The organism is Stenotrophomonas sp. LARHCG68 (assembly GCF_052871705.1).
The window spans coordinates 335,603-351,811 of record NZ_JBIXJV010000003.1 but is presented as its reverse complement, the minus strand read 5'-3'; the positions used below and the strand labels follow the sequence as shown (position 1 = coordinate 351,811).

Genomic DNA, 16,209 nt, shown 5'->3' with positions numbered 1-16,209 from the left:
GCCCATTGCCACCGGATGGCGCGTTGCGTCTGGACTTGACGTTAAGCGGGCGTTAGCGTGGCAGCGGTTTTTTGCCATCCAAGGGCTTTCCATGAATAACGCTGCGCCTCGGCAGCTCACCTTCCGCGCGGTGCTGCTCGCCGTCGTGCTGGCGGTGATCCTGTCCGCCGCCAATGCCTACCTGGGTCTGTTCGCAGGCCTGACCATCGCCACCGCCATCCCCGCCGCCGTCGTCTCGATGGGCGTGCTGCGGCTGCTCGGTGGCGGCACCATCCTTGAAAACAACATCGTCCAGACCGGCGCCTCGGCCGGCTCGTCGATCGCCGCCGGCGTGATCTTCACCATCCCGGCGCTGGTCATCATGGGCTACTGGCCGGACTTCAAGTACTGGTGGGTGTTGGGCATCGCCGGCCTGGGCGGCCTGCTGGGCGTGCTGTTCTCGGTGCCGCTGCGCCGTTCGATGATCGTCGAGGACCCGCTGCCGTTCCCGGAGGGCAAGGCCGCGGCCGAAGTGCTCAAGGCCGGTGAGAACCCCGGCCCGGGCATGAAGATCCTTGGCCTGTCGGCCGCCATCGGTGGCCTGGTCAAGCTGGCCGCCGCCTCGGGCCTGCGCATCTTCCCGGACGCCTGGGCGCAGTCTGCCTACGTCGGCAGCTCCAAGATCACCGCCTTCATCGGCACCAACCTGTCGCCGGCGCTGCTGGGCGTGGGCTACATCGTCGGCCTGAACGTCGGCATCGTGGTGGTGTCCGGCTCGATCCTGTCCTGGCACATCGCCATCCCGCTGTACCAGGCGTTCTTCATGAACACCGACCCGGGCCTGGCGGGGCAGATCGCCACGGCCTCCTCGGCCGATGCCGCGTTCGCCATCTGGGGCGCCAAGATCCGTTACCTCGGCGTCGGCGCGATGCTGATCGGCGGCGTGTGGACCCTGTTCTCGCTGCGCAAGTCGCTGGTCAAGGGCATCAAGAGCGGTTTCGCCGCGGCCCGCAAGAGTGCCGGTGCGGTGCAGGTGGCCGAGACCGAGCGCGACCTGCCGATGAAGTGGATGCTGATCGCGCTGGTGGCCTTCACCCTGCCGCTGCTGGGCCTGTACCAGGCCATCGTCGGCCAGTGGCATGTCTCGATCCCGATGACGCTGATCATGATCGTGGCCGGCTTCCTGTTCGTGTCGGTGTCGGCCTACCTGGCCGGCCTGATCGGTTCGTCCAACAACCCGGTCTCGGGCATCACCATCTCCACCATCCTGTTCGCTTCGGCGGTGCTGGTGCTGCTGATGGGCCGTGACTCGGCGCTGGGCCCGGTGGCGGCGATCATGATCGGCGCGGTGGTGTGCTGCGCGGCCGCGGTCGGCGGTGACAACCTGCAGGACCTCAAGGCCGGTTACCTGGTCGGCGCGACCCCGTGGAAGCAACAGCTGATGCTGGGCATCGGTGCCTTCTCGTGTGCGCTGATCATGGCCCCGGTGCTGAACCTGCTGGCCCACGCCTACGGCATCGGTGCTCCGACTGCCGAACATCCGAACTCGCTGGCTGCTCCGCAGGCCAACCTGATGGCCTCGGTGGCGCGTGGCCTGTTCGGCGGCGAGCTGCCGTGGATGATGATCGCGCTGGGCGCCGGCGTCGGTGCGGTGATCATCGCCATCGACGAGTGGCTGAAGAAGACCGGCAAGCGCTTCCGCGTGCCGGTGTTGGCCGCCGCCATCGGCATCTACCTGCCGCTGGAGCTGATGGTGCCGATCTTCCTGGGCGGCCTGCTGGCCTACCTGGTCGAACGCTTCCACAAGATCAAGCCGGACGACGAGGAAGGCCGTGACCGCGTGCATCGCCCGGGCGTGTTGTTCGCCGCCGGCCTGATCACCGGTGAGGCGCTGATGGGCATCGCCATCGCCATCCCGATCGTGGTCAGCGGCCGTGGCGACGTGCTGGCGGTGAACCTGGGCAGCTTCGCCGATACCTGGGCCTCGGCTTCGGCCTGGGCGGGCCTGGTGGTGCTGTTCCTGGTCGGCCTGCTGCTGTACCGGGTCGGCAAGAAGGGCGAGCAGGCGGCGAAGGCCTGAGGCAGACCAACCCAGCTGTGACTTTGTCCCTTCCCCCGCTTGCGGGGGAAGGTGCCCGAAGGGCGGATGGGGGCGCTTGGGGGCTGATCTGGCCGTAGCTCCTGGCGCAAAGCCAAGGCGCCCTCACCCCAATCCCTCTCCCGCTTCGCAGGAGAGGGGCTCACGCAGAGGCCAGGGCTCACGCGGTAGCGGGGCTCACGCAGAGGCCTGGCGGGACCAAGCCAACGCAAAGCCGCCCAAGGGCGGCTTTGCCGTTTGCGGCTGTTTCACGGGCATGACTTCATGCCTTTGCATCGGGGTCCGTGCGCCGCCTACCATCCGTGTTTTGCCGTTTCCCGGGAGATGCCCATGAAGCTTCGTCACGCCTTGCTGCCCCTGTGCCTGCTCGCCGCCCTGCCTTCGCTGGCCAGTGCGCGCGGTTTTGAAGTCCGCGACATGGTCAAGCTGGACCGCGTATCGGCGCCGCTGCTTGCCGGCAACGGGGCCCAGGTGGTGTTCGCCAAGCGCGTGGTCGACGCCGACCTGAAGGGCAGCAGCAGCCTGTGGATCCGCGACCTGCGCACCCGTGACCTGGCCCCGCCCAAGCGCCTGTCGCCGGAAGGCTGGAACGTGAACTCGGCATCCATCTCCGCCGACGGCCAGAGCGTGTACTTCCTGAGTGCCAGGAACGGCAGCCAGCAGTTGTACGTGATGCCGCTGGCCGGGGGCACGCCGCGCCAGCTGACCGACTTCGCGCTGGACGTGGACAGCTACCGCATCTCGCCGCAGGACGACCGCGTGCTGTTCAGCGCCGGCGTGTTCCAGGACTGCGGTTCGGACCTGGCCTGCACCAGCAAGCGGCTTGATGCGGCCAAGGCCGACAAGAGCAGCGCGCAGATCTACGACAGCATGTTCGTGCGCCACTGGGACACCTGGGCCGATGGCCGTCGCAACACGCTGTTCGTCGCGCCGCTGCCGGCCGCTGGTGCTGCTGCGGTGAAGGGCGCCTCGGCGATCAGCGCGACCCTGGCCGGCGATGCGCCGTCCAAGCCGTTCGGTGGCAACGACGATTTCGTCTGGTCGCCGGATGGCACCTCGGTGGTGGCCAGCATCCGCGTGCAGGGCAACCAGGAGCCGTGGTCGACCAACTTCGACCTGTACAAGCTCGACGCCACCGGCAAGGCCGCCCCGGTCAACCTGACCGCCGCCAACCCGGCGTGGGATGCCGGCCCGGTGTTCAGCGCCGACGGCAAGACCCTGTTCTACCGCGCCATGAAGCGCCCGGGCTTCGAAGCCGACCGCTTCGGTCTGATGGCGCTGGACCTGGCCAGTGGCAAGGCCCGCGAGATCGCCCCGCAGTGGGACCGTTCGGCTGATGGCATCACCCTGTCGGCCGATGGCGGCACCGTCTACACCACCGCGCAGGACATGGGCGAACACCCGCTGTTCGCGGTGAAGGTGGCCGATGGCGTGGTCAGCAAGGTGGTGGGCGAGGGCAGCATCTCGGCCTTCGACATCGCCGGCGACACGCTGGCCTTCAGCCGCAACTCGCTCAAGAGCGGCGACCAGGTGTTCACCAGCACCACCGCTGCCGGCGCGCCGCAGCGTGCGATCACCCAGAGCGCCGGTGAGATGCTGCCGGACGTGAACTTCGGTGACTTCGAGCAGTTCTCGTTCAAGGGCTGGAACAACGAAACCGTGCACGGCTACGTGGTCAAGCCGCACGACTACCAGGAAGGCAAGAAGTACCCGGTGGCGTTCCTGATCCATGGTGGCCCGCAGGGCAGCTTCGGTAATGGCTGGAGCAACCGCTGGAACCCGCAGACCTACGCCGGCCAGGGCTACGCGGTGGTGATGATCGACTTCCACGGTTCCACCGGCTACGGCCAGGCCTTCACCGATGCGATCAGCCAGCACTGGGGCGACCGCCCGCTGGAAGACCTGCAGAAGGGCTGGGCCGCCGCGCAGCAGCAGTACAGCTTCCTCAACGGCGACAAGGCCTGCGCACTGGGCGCCAGCTACGGCGGCTTCATGGTCAACTGGATCGCCGGCAACTGGAACGAGCCGTGGAAGTGCCTGGTCAACCACGACGGCGTGTTCGACCAGCGTGCCATGGGCTATGCCACCGAAGAACTGTGGTTCACCGAGTGGGAGCAGGGCGGCACGCCGTACGACGTCCCGCAGAACTACGAGAAGTTCAACCCGGTCAACCACGTCGCCAACTGGAAAAAGCCGATGCTGGTGGTGCAGGGCCAGCTGGACTACCGCATCCCGGTCGAGCAGGGCCTGGCCACGTTCACCGCGTTGCAGCGTCAGGGAATCGAGTCCAAGTTCCTGTACTTCCCGGACGAGAACCACTGGGTGCTCAAGCCGCACAACAGCGTCAAGTGGCACGACACCGTCAATGACTGGCTCAAGCAGCACATCGGCCAGTAATGGAAGCGAGGGCATGCGTTGGCATGCCCTCTTTTTCTGTCTGTTGGCGGTGGCTGGATAGAGCGAAAGCTCCCCTCATCCGCCCTTCGGGCACCTCGCTCCGCGCCCCTGCCCAGCGCAGCGCGCTGGTCGTTCGGCCTTGTACGAGCCAATGGCTCGTAAGCAACAAGTCCTCACCCCGCGTGCGGGAGAAGGGAGTGATCAAGATGGCCGTAATCTCAAAAGCCCTTCTCCTGCGCGCCTGGGGATGAAGCAATCAAGATGACTGCAATCTCAAAAGCCCCTCTCCCGCCTGCGGGAGAGGGGTTGGGGTGAGGGCAGGCTTTTCAGCACTCAAGCATCAGGGGGATAGACGATGACGGCAGCCGCAACCGGTGCGCTCATCAGCAACGACATCATCGTGTTCGGCCTGATCGCCGCCACGCTGGGGGTGATTTTCTGGACGTCCGGCAGCAGCAACCGGCTGCTCAGGAAGTTCTACAGTTTCGTGCCTGCGCTGTTGCTGTGCTACTTCATTCCCGGGGTCTACAACACCTTCGGGCTGATCGACGGCGAAACCACCAAGCTCTACAACCCCATCGCCCGCGATGTGTTCCTGCCGGCGGCGCTGGTGCTGCTGACCCTGTCCATCGACCTGAAGGGCATTCTCGGCCTGGGCTGGAAGATGCTGGCCATGTACGTGGCGGCGGTGCTGAGCATCATGCTCGGCGCGCTGGTGGCCTTCCAGGTGATGTCCTGGGTGCATCCGGACACCGTTGCCGGTGGCACCTGGGGCGGCATGGCGGCGTTGGCCGGCAGCTGGATCGGTGGTGGCGCCAACATGCTGGCGATGAAGGAGATCTTCGAGGTCGATGCGACCACCTTCGGCCAGTTCGCGGTGGTGGATGTCGGCGTGGGGTACGTGTGGATGGCGGTGCTGATCTTCTTCGCCGCACGGGCCCCGGCGCTGGACAAGCACAGTGGCGCCGATACGACCGCCCTGGATGACCTGCGTGACCGCGTGGCCAACTACCAGGCCCAGCACGCGCGCATCCCGGCCCTGGGTGACCTGATGGTGATGGCGGGCGTGGCCTTCGGCACGGTGGCCATCGCACATGCCCTGGCCGGCCCGCTGTCGGGTTGGTTCGGTGCCACCTTTGCATGGTCGGCCTCGGTGAGCCTGGACAAGCCGTTCGTCTGGGTGGTGCTGCTGGCCACGTTCATCGGCCTGGGCTTGAGCTTCACCCGTGCCCGCGAGCTGGAAGGCGTGGGCGCGTCCAAATGGGGGTCGATGTTCCTGTACTTCCTGATCGCCTGCATCGGCATGCAGATGGACCTGCTGGCGCTTCTGGAGAAGCCCTGGCTGTTCGCGCTGGGCGTGATCTGGATCGGCGTGCACATCGTGCTGCTGTGGGGGGTGGGCAAGCTGCTGCGCGTGCCGTTCTTCTATTTCGCCATCGCCTCGCAGAGCAACATCGGTGGCCCGGCCTCGGCGCCGGTGCTGGCCTCGGCGTTCCACCCGGCACTGGCGCCGGTGGGCGTGCTGCTCGGCACGCTGGGCTACGCGGTCGGTACCGGTGCCGCCTATGCGGTGGGCATCGCCCTGCGCGCCATGGCCGGCGCAGGCTGACCAAATTCATAGGAGCGGGCGCGCCCGCGAAGCAGATGGACTCCCCGATATCACTCATGCGGTAGCCGGGATAACGGCTGCTTCGCGGCGTGGGGCACTCCTGCGAAGTGCGCATTCAGCCGTTGCCCCATGCTAGGCTCCACGCTCCCACGCCACGTTCCCAACGTGGCGTTTTTATTCTCATTCGATCGACAGGAACCGGACATATGCCGACCGAAAGCTCCACCGCCATCATCACCAATGACATCGTCGGCCTTGGCCTGATCGCCGCCACGCTGGCATTGATCTTCTGGTTGGCCAGCGGACCCACCGCCTTCTGGCGGAAGGTATTCACCTGGGTGCCGGCACTGCTGCTGTGCTACTTCATCCCGGCCATCTACAACACCGTCGGCCTGATCGACGGCCATGGCACCAAGCTCTACAACCCCATTGCCCGTGACGTGCTGCTGCCGGCCGCGCTGGTGTTGCTGACCCTGTCCATCGACCTGAAGGGCATCATCCGCCTCGGGCCGAAGCTGTTGGTCATGTTCGTCACCGGCACCGTCGGCATCGTGCTCGGTGCGGCGGTGTCGTTCCAGCTCATGAAGCTGATCCACCCGGAAACCGTGGCCGGTGACACCTGGGCCGGCATGGCCGCACTGGCCGGCAGCTGGATCGGCGGTGGCGCCAACATGGCCGCCATGCGCGAGACGTTCAACGTCGATGCCACCACCTTCGGCCAGTTCGCCGTGGTCGATGTGGCCTGCGCCAGCCTGTGGATGGCGATCCTGTTGTGGCTGGCCGGCCGCTCGCAGGCCATCGATGCGCGTACCGGTGCCGATACCTCGGCCATCGATGACATGAAGCGGCGCATCGCCGAATACGAAGCCAGGAGCGCGCGCAATCCGAGCCTGACCGACCTGATGGTGATCGTCGGTGTCGGCCTGGGCGTGGTCGGTCTGGCGCATGCCCTGGCTACGCCGCTGGCCACGTGGTTCGGCGAGAACGTCAGCTGGGCCAGCAAGGCTTCGTTGAACTCGGCCTTCGTCTGGGTGGTGATGCTGTCGACCTTGATCGGCCTGGGCCTGAGTTTCACCCGGGCCCGCAACCTGGAAGCGGCGGGCGCCTCGAAGATCGGCACCCTGTTCCTGTATTTCCTGATCGCCTGCATCGGCATGCAGATGGACCTGTTGTCGCTGGTCGACCGCCCGTGGTTGTTCCTGCTGGGCGTGATCTGGATGGGCGTGCACATCGGTCTGCTGTACCTGGTCGGCCGCCTGCTGCGCACGCCGTTGTTCTTCTTCGCCATTGGCTCGCAGGGCAACATCGGTGCAGCGGCATCGGCCCCGGTGGTCGCTGCGGCGTTCCACCCGACCCTGGCACCGGTGGGCGTGCTGCTGGGCACCGTGGGCTACGCGACCGGCACGGTCATCGCCTACATGACCGGCCTGATGCTCAAGTGGATGGCCGGCGCCTGATTGGCCGCAGGTCGGCATCTTTGTAGGAGCGGCCTTGGCCGCGAAGTCACTGAACGTGAAATTGCGGGGCATTCCTGCATAGCGGCTTCGCGGCCAAGGCCGCTCCTACAACAGACAAAAAAGGCGGGGCCGCTGGCCCCGCCTTTTTTCATTGTCTCAACGTATCCGGCTCAACAGCAGCGGAAACCGCCCCGGTTGCCGAACCGGGCCTCCTGGCGCTCGCGGAAGAAGGTCTTGTAATCCATGACCTCGCGGTCGGGATGCTTCTCCTGCATGTGCCGGACGTAGTTGTCGTAATCCGGTACCCCGCAGCACAGGCGTGCAGTCTGTACCAGACGCCGCCAGGTGCGGCGGAACGTCTGGTACTGGCCGACGGGGACCAGCTCGGTGCCCATTACAGGTCCACCTCGTGCGGCTTCAGTGCCACGTACGGCGTTTCGTGGTCGGTGCGCACCTGCGAACGACGGGCCTGGCGGATGGTCTTGACCGAGTACACCAGCACCGCGAACACCACGAACAGGAACAGCGCGGTCAGGCCGGCATTGATGTAGTTGTTCACCATCACCTGCTGCATCTGGTCGAAGTTCTTCGACGGCGGCAGCAGGTTGCCGGCGGCGATGGCATCACGGTACTTGTGTGCCTGGGCCATGAAGCCCACCGCCGGCTCGTTGGAGAAGATCTTGATGAAGCCGGCAGCCACGGTGCAGATCAGCAGCCAGATGGCCGGCAGCAGCGGCACCCAGGCGTACTTGCCCTTCTTCATCTTGAACAGCACCACGGTGCACAGCAGCAGCGCCACGCCGGCCAGCATCTGGTTGGCGATGCCGAACAGCGGCCACAGCATGTTGATGCCGCCCAGCGGATCGGTCACGCCCTGGTACAGGAAGTAGCCCCACAGCGCCACGCAGCCACCGGTGGCGATGAAGCTGGCCACCCACGAGTCGGTGCGGCGCAGGGCCGGCACGAAGTTGCCCAGCAGGTCCTGCAGCATGAAGCGGCCCGAACGGGTACCGGCATCGACCGCGGTCAGGATGAACAGCGCTTCGAACAGGATGGCGAAGTGGTACCAGAACGCCATCATGCCGTCGCCCGGCAACACCGCGTGCAGGATCTGCGCGATGCCCACGGCCAGCGTCGGTGCGCCGCCGGCGCGCGACAGGATGGAGTGCTCGCCAATTTCCGCGGCGGTGCTGGTCAGCTGCTCCGGGGTGATGGTGAAGCCCCAGTTGGACACCACCTGCGCGGCGTGCACGACGTCGGTGCCGATGATGGCGGCCGGGCTGTTCATCGCGAAGTAGATGCCCGGCTCGATGATCGAGGCGGCGACCATGGCCATGATGGCCACGAACGATTCCATCAACATGCCGCCGTAACCGATGTAGGCGGCGTGGCCTTCATTGGCCAGCAGCTTGGGCGTGGTGCCCGAGCTGATCAGCGCATGGAAGCCGGACACCGCACCGCAGGCGATGGTGATGAACAGGAACGGGAACATGCTGCCCTTCCACACCGGGCCAGTGCCGTCGGTGAACTGGGTCAGCGCCGGCATCTTCAGCTCCGGCATGACGATCAGGATGCCGATCGCCAGGCCGACGATGGTGCCGATCTTGAGGAAGGTGGACAGGTAGTCGCGCGGGGCCAGCAGCAGCCACACCGGCAGCACCGCGGCGACGAAGCCGTAGCCGATCAGCATCCAGGTGATCTGCACGCCGGTGAAGGTGAACATCGGGCCCATCACCGGGTCGGCGGCGACCTTGCCGCCGTACCAGATCGCGGCCAGCAGCAGCACCAGGCCGACCACCGAGATCTCGCCGATCTTGCCGGGGCGGATGTAGCGCATGTACACGCCCATCAGGATGGCGATGGGCATCGTCGCGATGACGGTGAACATGCCCCATGGGCTGCCCTCCAATGCCTTCACCACGATCATCGCCAGCACCGCCAGGATGATGATCATGATCATGAAGACGCCGAACAGCGCGATGGTGCCGGGCACCTGGCCCATTTCCTCGCGCACCAGGTCGCCCAGCGAGCGGCCGTTCCGGCGGCTGGAGATGAACAGGATCATGAAGTCCTGCACCGCGCCGGCCAGCACCACGCCGGCGATCAGCCACAGCGTGCCGGGCAGGTAGCCCATCTGCGCGGCCAGCACCGGGCCGACCAGTGGGCCGGCGCCGGCGATGGCGGCGAAGTGGTGGCCGAACAGCACGTGCTTGTTGGTGGGCACGTAGTCCAGGCCATCGTTGTTGAGGATGGCGGGCGTGGCGCGGGTGGGATCAACCCCCAGCACCTTGTTGGCGATGAAAAGGCCGTAGTAGCGGAAGGCGACCAGATACAGCGAGACCGCCGCGACCACGATCCACAGGGCATTGATGTGTTCGCCGCGGCGTAGCGCCACGACGCCCAGACAGAAAGCACCGATCAGGGACAGCACTGCCCATCCGGCTTTGGAGAAACCTTTCATCGAGTCGCCTCGCAGGGGTAATGGATCCAAGGGTCTACCCATGCACGCCGGGGGTCAATGTGTACGGCAGGTGAAGCGGATTCGACTTTGGTCTTAGGGAAATGTCCGGCCCGAAACTGACTGCGCGGGTCGCTTGCCTGCTGCCGTCGCCGATCTGGAACAATCGGTTGCAGTGCTGGCTGTTGGCGGCTGCGGGCCTGGCCGCCATTGTCGGATCTTCTGCAAGGAGGTTTCCCATGAGCGATGACAATGCCCGTGTACTGCGCACCCTGCGGGGCATGCCCACCTCCGACGGTGCGGGCGTGCGCCTGACCCGGGTGATCGGCACGCAGGACCTGCCGGACCTGGACCCGTTCCTGATGCTCGACGAGTTCGGCACGGACCGTGCGGAAGACTACCTGGCCGGCTTCCCCTCCCATCCGCACCGTGGCTTCGAGACGGTCACCTACATGCTGGATGGCCGCATGCGCCACCGCGACAACCATGGCAACGAAGGCCTGCTGACCTCCGGCAGCGTGCAGTGGATGACTGCCGGCCGCGGTGTCGTGCACTCGGAGATGCCCGAGCAGGAATCGGGGCGGATGCGTGGCTTCCAGTTGTGGGTGAACCTTCCGGCGCGCGAGAAGATGGTGGCCCCGGCCTATCAGGAGTTCGCCCCGGATCGCATTCCGCAGGCCACGCCGGCCGAAGGCGTCATCCTGAAGGTCATCGCCGGGCAGGTGGGCGAGGTGACCGGGCCGATCCGGCAGCCGGCTACCGAGCCGCTGTATCTGGACATCGAGCTGGCTGCCGGAGCGCGCTGGTCCGTCCCGTTGCCGGAGGGACACAACGTGTTCGCCTACGTGTTCGAAGGGCAGGCGTTGTTCGGCGACGGCGCGCAGCGCCAGCCGGTTGCCACGCAGACCCTGGCGGTGCTGGGCGGCGGCCGCCAGCTCAGCGTCGAAGGTGGCAGCCAGGGCGCGCGCCTGATCCTGGTGGCGGGCAAGCCACTGCGCGAGCCGGTGGCCCGGTATGGCCCGTTCGTGATGAACACCCGCGAGGAGCTGATGCAGGCCTTCGCCGATTACCAGGACGGCAAGTTCTGAAGCGGACAGCGCCGCGGACGCCGGCCTTGCCGGTGCCCGCGGTCATCGCCGGGAGGCGGCCTCAGTGGTCGCCGCCGGCCAGTGTCGACGGGTTGAGGTTCAACGTCTGCGTGAGTGCCTGCAGGTTGCCCAGTTCGCCGGTATCGGCCGCATCGATCCAGATCTGCGCGTAGCGGTTCTTGTCCAGCTTGACCACGGTGATGCGGCGCGACTCCAGCCCCGGCAGGTCGCGGCCGCCCATGTCCAGCTTGTACCAATGCAGGCTCTCGCCGGCGAAGCTGCCCTTCTCCGCGCGCAACGAGCGGTTGAGCAGCATGTCCGGATCACGCGGGGTCAGCATCATGTTGAGTACCGGACGGCCGTCTTCGGTGGTGGCCTTGCAGACGATGAAGTCGGTCTGCGCCTGCTGTTCCCAGTGCAGGCCACTGTCCGAGGGCAGGGAAGGGCATTGCGCGGTGCTTTGCGCGGCGGCGGTGGCGCTGGCGGCGAGCAGCAGTGCTGCGGAAACGAAACAGGCGGTCTTCACTTCACATTCCCCATGAAACATCGGCCGGACGGCGCCGACGATGGTTGTTTGGACAGAGTTGAAAGCGTTGCCGGCCGTGGGCGTTGACCCCCTTCGCCCTTCATGTTCCCTTCATGTTCGGCGGCTGGTACCGACGGTATTACAGAAGTGCCACCGCATGCAAAGGATGGATGGTTACAAAAGAAACGGCCCCATGTGGGGCCGTTTGTCGGTTGGTGCGGGAAGGGCGGCTTACTTGTCGCTGCCGATCCACTTGTAGGCCAGGCCGCCGATCAGGGCGCCCAGGATCGGGGCGACCCAGAACAGCCACAGCTGGCTAAGCGCGCCGGAGCCGGCAAACACCGCCACCGCGGTGGAGCGGGCCGGGTTCACCGAGGTGTTGGTGACCGGGATGCTGATCAGGTGGATCAGGGTCAGGGCCAGGCCAATGGCGATCGGGGCGAAGCCCGCCGGCGCACGGCCATGGGTGGCGCCCATGATCACCACCAGGAACACCGCGGTCAGCACCACTTCGCACAGGAAGGCGGCCGCGACGGTGTAGCCGCCCGGCGACAGCGCGCCGTAGCCATTGCTGGCGAACGCGCCGGCCTGGCTGCCATCGATCACGAAGCTCGGGTTGCCCTGGGCGATCTGCAGCAGGATGAAGGCCGCGACGATGCCGCCGAGCACCTGGGCCACGATGTAGGGCAGCAGGTCCTTGCCGGAGAAGCGCCCGCCGGCCCACAGGCCGATGCTCACCGCCGGGTTGAAGTGCGCGCCGGAAACATGGCCGAACGCATAGGCGCCGGTCAGTACGGTGAGGCCGAAGGCCAGTGCGACGCCGACGAAGCCGATCCCCAGCGGATTGCCGTCACCGCCGAAATTGGCGGCCAGCACGGCGCTGCCGCAGCCGCCCAGGACCAGCCAGAAGGTGCCGAGGAATTCGGCTGCCAGTCGTTTACCCATGCTCATGATGTTCCCCAAGATAGACCCGTAACGGGCGTACAGAAAATAACGGAAGTAATTTGGTTGCTGCGTATCGAATTCGTTAATCCGGCCTAGTGGGCCGGCAGCGGGATGAACTCCTTGTCGTCGCCGGGGATGGTGCCGAAGCGGCCATTGCTCCAGTCGTCCTTGGCCTGCTCGATGCGTTCCTTGGAGCTGGAGACGAAGTTCCACCACAGGTGGCGCGGGCCGTCGAGCGGCTCGCCGCCCATCAGCATGGCCTTGACCGGGGTCTTGGCGCGCAGCCGGCCACGCGCGTTGGCCTCGGGGATGACCAGGTGCCGGGCGGGGATGTCGGTGCCGTCAAGTTGGGCGTCGCCTTCCAGGATGTAGAGCGCGCGCTGCACGTGCGAGGTGTCCAGGTCCACCTCGGCGCCGGGCTGCAGGTCGATGGCGACGTTCAAGGTGTCGGTGAACACCTTCACCGGCGATTCCTCGCCGTAGGCGCGCCCGGCGATGACACGCAGCAGGGCGCCGTCACGGCGCTGCTGCGGGAGCTGGTCGGCGGCGAAATGGAAGAAGGCCGGGTCGGTTTCCTCGTGGCTCCTGGGCAGCGCCACCCAGGTCTGCATGCCATGCACGGCCTGTTCGTGTTCGCGCGCGGCCAGCGGGGTGCGCTCGGAGTGGGCGATGCCACGCCCGGCGGTCATCCAGTTGACGTCACCCGGGCGGATGACCTGCTCCGATCCCAGGGTGTCGCGGTGCCCGATCTGGCCGGCCCACAGGAAGGTGACCGTGGCCAGGCCGATGTGCGGGTGCGGGCGGACGTCGATGCCTTCGCCGGGGGTGAAGATGGCCGGCCCCATGTGGTCCACGAACACGAACGGCCCCACGCTGCGCGCCTGCAGGCTGGGGACGGCGCGACGCACCTGGAAGCCGCCCAGGTCGTGGACGCGCGGGCTGATGATCGTGGTCATGGCTGCTCCTTGGCTGTGGACCGAGGGGGCGAGGATGGCATGCCCGGCGCGAGGCTGTCGTGACCAGTGCGGCAACGGATTGTTTTGCACCGGGGCGGCGGCACGCCTTGACCAGGCCCGCTACCGTCGCGACGCCAAGCGGTCCGCCAGCCGTGTCGGCTCCGGCAACCGGTAGCCGGCCAGGCAGGCCACTACCAGCGGCAGGCATTGCGCCACCGATACCCGGTGGCCGGGCGAGACGAACAGTGGCTTGCAACGCGGCTTGCTGCGCAGCACCCACCCCACCTGTCGGCCCTTGAACAACAGCGGCGAATGGTCGCCGCGCTGCGGGCCCGGCTCCTCGTAGTCGCCGACCAGGCGGCTCTTGCCGATGCCGATGCTGGGCAGGCCGGTGAGTACACCCAGGTGCGCGGCGATGCCCAACCCGCGCGGGTGGGCGATGCCGTGCCCGTCCACCATCACCAGTGCCGGCGGCGCGGGCAATTGCGCCAACGCCTCCAGCGCGGCCGGCAGCTCACGGAAGCTGAGCAGGCCGGGGATATAGGGCAGGGCGGTCGGGCGACGCGCCAGCGCCGAATGCAGGGGCTGCAGGGATTGGCCGTCGAGCAGGACCGCCGCCGAGCGGGTGATGCTGCCGCCTTCCTCGAAGCCGGTGTCCACGCCGGCGATGCGACCAGGCAGGCCCTGGAAGGCATCGACCAGTTCGACCTGTGCCGCCAGTTCGCGTTGCTGCTGGCGCAGGCGCGCGTAGTCGGGTGCGGGCGTTGACGTGTCCATGCCCCCAAGCCTGCCACTTCCCGCCCCGCAACGGGGCGGGGGTCAGGGGGACGGGCTACAATCGACGGCCTTCCTTCCCCAACCCGGAGATATCCGCAGTGACCCGCAAACTCGTGCTGTTGCGCCATGGCCAGAGCCAGTGGAACCTCGACAATCGTTTCACCGGTTGGGTGGACGTGGATCTCACCGAGCAGGGCCGCAGCGAGGCCGCCGCCGCCGGCCGCCTGATGAAGGAAGAGGGCCTGCAGTTCGATGTCGCCCACACCTCGGTGCTCAAGCGCGCCATCCACACCCTGCAAGGGGCGCTGGCCGAGATGGGCCAGGACTGGCTGCCGGTCAACAAGTCCTGGCGCCTGAACGAGCGTCACTACGGTGGCCTGCAGGGCCTGGACAAGGCCGAGACCGCCGCCAAGCACGGTGAGGAGCAGGTCAAGGTGTGGCGCCGTTCCTACGACATCCCGCCGCCGCCGATGGACCTGGAAGACCCGGGCCATCCGATCCATGACCGCCGCTACGCTGGCCTGGACCGCAACGCGCTGCCGGCCACCGAATCGCTGGCCACCACGCTGGACCGCGTGCTGCCGTACTGGCACGACGCGATCGCCCCGCAGTTGAAGGACGGCAAGATCGTGCTGGTCACCGCGCATGGCAACTCGCTGCGCGCGCTGTACAAGTACCTCAACAACGTGAGCAAGGAAGAAATCCTCGAGCTCAACATCCCGACCGGCATCCCGCTGTTGTTCGAATTGAACGATGACCTGACCGTGCAGTCGTTCCGTTACCTCGGTGATCCGGAAGCGGCGAAGAAGGCGGCCGAAGCGGTCGCCAACCAGGGCAAGGCGAAGTAAGCCGGCACCCCCGTTTCTCCTGGACACCCGGCCTCGTGCCGGGTGTCCTGCTTTGTGGCCGTGCTTGGCCCTGTGCCATGATCCGGCACGGAAAATGCACAGGAGTGAAGCGTGAAGCGGAAGGTGATTGCAGGATGTCTTGCCCTGTTGCTGACAGGGAGCGCGCTGGCACAGAGCGCATCAGTGGTTCCGGCGCAACCTGCAACCGCACAGCTCGCACAACGTGGTGGCGGCCAGCCCTACGAAGTCATCGGCAGTGAAGTGTGGGATGTGCCGGACCCGGTATCGGCCCGTGTCTACCAGGTGTTCGTCGCCTTGCCGGCCGGTTACGCCGAGAATCCGGACCGGCGCTATCCGGTGCTCTACGTCACCGATGCGGATTACGCCTTCCCGTTGATCCGGCAGATGGCGCGTCGCTTGAACGTGGAAGGCCCGCGCATCGAGGACTTCATCCTGGTGGGCCTGTCCTACGCGAAGGGCGAGGGCGGCATGCCCAGCCGTCGCCGCGACTACACGCCCACTCCCAACGCCCCCAGCGGCACGCCCGCCGATAGCGTGCACGGTGGCGGTGCTTCCTATCTGGGCTATCTGGACAGCCAGGTACTGCCGTTCATCGCACAGCACTACCGCACCGACGAACAACGCAGGTTGTTCCTCGGCCACTCCTACGGCGCCTTGCTGGGCACCCAGATTCTGTTCGAGCGTCCACAGCTGTTCGCCGGCTACATCCTCGGCAGCCCGTCGTACTGGTACGACCGGCACGTGATGGAGCGTCAGGAGAGCCGCTTCGCTGCAGCGCATCGTGACCTGCCGGCACGGATCTACATGTACGTCGGTGAGCGTGAGGCACGGGCGCACGGTGGCGACGCCGACATGGTCGAGGATGCACGACGGATGCAGAAGGTGTTGGCATCGCGCCGCTATGCATCGCTGCAGTTGCAGCTGGAGGTACTCAACGACGAGGACCACCTGACCGTTGCGCCGCGCGGATTCATGCAGGGGCTGGAGTACCTGCTGGCGCAGCCGGCCTCCCTCCCCTGAGGGCAGGGGGCGCCACCGGCGGCGGCCAGG

General features: G+C 66.6%; 13 protein-coding genes. 7 read left to right on the top strand and 6 right to left on the bottom strand.

Translation table 11 applies throughout. The features are described from left to right. Nucleotides 1-91 precede the first annotated feature (91 nt). The 4 genes from ACIPR8_RS12730 to ACIPR8_RS12715 all read left to right on the top strand — a co-directional run bounded on the left by ACIPR8_RS12730 (nucleotide 92) and on the right by ACIPR8_RS12715 (nucleotide 7,540). On the top strand, nucleotides 92-2,059 hold the full coding sequence (locus tag ACIPR8_RS12730; RefSeq protein WP_192286426.1) for an OPT family oligopeptide transporter: 1,968 nt from the start codon (nucleotides 92-94) through the stop codon (nucleotides 2,057-2,059). Between the two features lie 348 nt (nucleotides 2,060-2,407). After that, nucleotides 2,408-4,474, top strand: coding sequence for a prolyl oligopeptidase family serine peptidase (locus ACIPR8_RS12725; RefSeq protein WP_446541262.1), 2,067 nt, complete (start codon nucleotides 2,408-2,410; stop codon nucleotides 4,472-4,474). Between the two features lie 355 nt (nucleotides 4,475-4,829). Next, nucleotides 4,830-6,083 carry a DUF819 family protein gene (locus tag ACIPR8_RS12720; protein ID WP_132864659.1) on the top strand — a complete coding sequence of 418 codons (1,254 nt, stop codon included), beginning with the start codon at nucleotides 4,830-4,832 and terminating at the stop codon, nucleotides 6,081-6,083. A gap of 206 nt (nucleotides 6,084-6,289) precedes the next feature. Next, entirely contained in the window at nucleotides 6,290-7,540 is a 1,251-nt protein-coding gene (locus ACIPR8_RS12715) for a DUF819 family protein (protein WP_192286423.1), read from the top strand. 170 nt (nucleotides 7,541-7,710) lie between these two features. Here ACIPR8_RS12715 and ACIPR8_RS12710 read toward each other — a convergent pair whose 3' ends face one another. Together ACIPR8_RS12710 and ACIPR8_RS12705 are read right to left on the bottom strand one after the other, a co-directional pair. Beyond that, nucleotides 7,711-7,935, bottom strand: coding sequence for a YbdD/YjiX family protein (locus tag ACIPR8_RS12710; protein WP_232149943.1), 225 nt, complete (start codon nucleotides 7,933-7,935; stop codon nucleotides 7,711-7,713). Beyond that, entirely contained in the window at nucleotides 7,935-10,001 is a 2,067-nt protein-coding gene (locus ACIPR8_RS12705; RefSeq protein ID WP_446541261.1) for a carbon starvation CstA family protein, read from the bottom strand. The genes ACIPR8_RS12710 and ACIPR8_RS12705 overlap by 1 nt, the downstream gene beginning before the upstream one ends. A gap of 236 nt (nucleotides 10,002-10,237) precedes the next feature. Between ACIPR8_RS12705 and ACIPR8_RS12700 the strand changes: the two genes are divergently transcribed. Beyond that, nucleotides 10,238-11,086, top strand: a complete 849-nt coding sequence (locus tag ACIPR8_RS12700; RefSeq protein ID WP_446541260.1) for a pirin family protein — start codon at nucleotides 10,238-10,240, stop codon at nucleotides 11,084-11,086. A gap of 61 nt (nucleotides 11,087-11,147) precedes the next feature. Here ACIPR8_RS12700 and ACIPR8_RS12695 read toward each other — a convergent pair whose 3' ends face one another. The 4 genes from ACIPR8_RS12695 to nfi form a co-directional block, all read right to left on the bottom strand. Next, nucleotides 11,148-11,612 (bottom strand): hypothetical protein, encoded by a 465-nt coding sequence (locus tag ACIPR8_RS12695; protein WP_132864654.1) that lies wholly within the window; start codon nucleotides 11,610-11,612, stop codon nucleotides 11,148-11,150. A gap of 231 nt (nucleotides 11,613-11,843) precedes the next feature. Next, a complete protein-coding gene (gene aqpZ / locus ACIPR8_RS12690) occupies nucleotides 11,844-12,563 on the bottom strand; it encodes an aquaporin Z (RefSeq protein WP_132864653.1) in 720 nt (239 codons plus the stop codon). An 86-nt stretch (nucleotides 12,564-12,649) separates the two neighbouring features. Next, complete coding sequence (locus tag ACIPR8_RS12685) at nucleotides 12,650-13,513, bottom strand: pirin family protein (RefSeq protein ID WP_132864652.1); 864 nt, start codon at nucleotides 13,511-13,513, stop codon at nucleotides 12,650-12,652. Nucleotides 13,514-13,633: 120 nt separating this feature from the next. After that, a complete protein-coding gene (gene nfi / locus ACIPR8_RS12680) occupies nucleotides 13,634-14,290 on the bottom strand; it encodes a deoxyribonuclease V (protein WP_192286420.1) in 657 nt (218 codons plus the stop codon). Between the two features lie 98 nt (nucleotides 14,291-14,388). Between nfi and gpmA the strand changes: the two genes are divergently transcribed. After that, nucleotides 14,389-15,138 (top strand): 2,3-diphosphoglycerate-dependent phosphoglycerate mutase, encoded by a 750-nt coding sequence (gene gpmA, locus ACIPR8_RS12675; RefSeq protein WP_446541259.1) that lies wholly within the window; start codon nucleotides 14,389-14,391, stop codon nucleotides 15,136-15,138. A gap of 111 nt (nucleotides 15,139-15,249) precedes the next feature. Next, nucleotides 15,250-16,179, top strand: coding sequence for an alpha/beta hydrolase (locus ACIPR8_RS12670; RefSeq protein ID WP_446541258.1), 930 nt, complete (start codon nucleotides 15,250-15,252; stop codon nucleotides 16,177-16,179). Nucleotides 16,180-16,209: the final 30 nt, after the last annotated feature.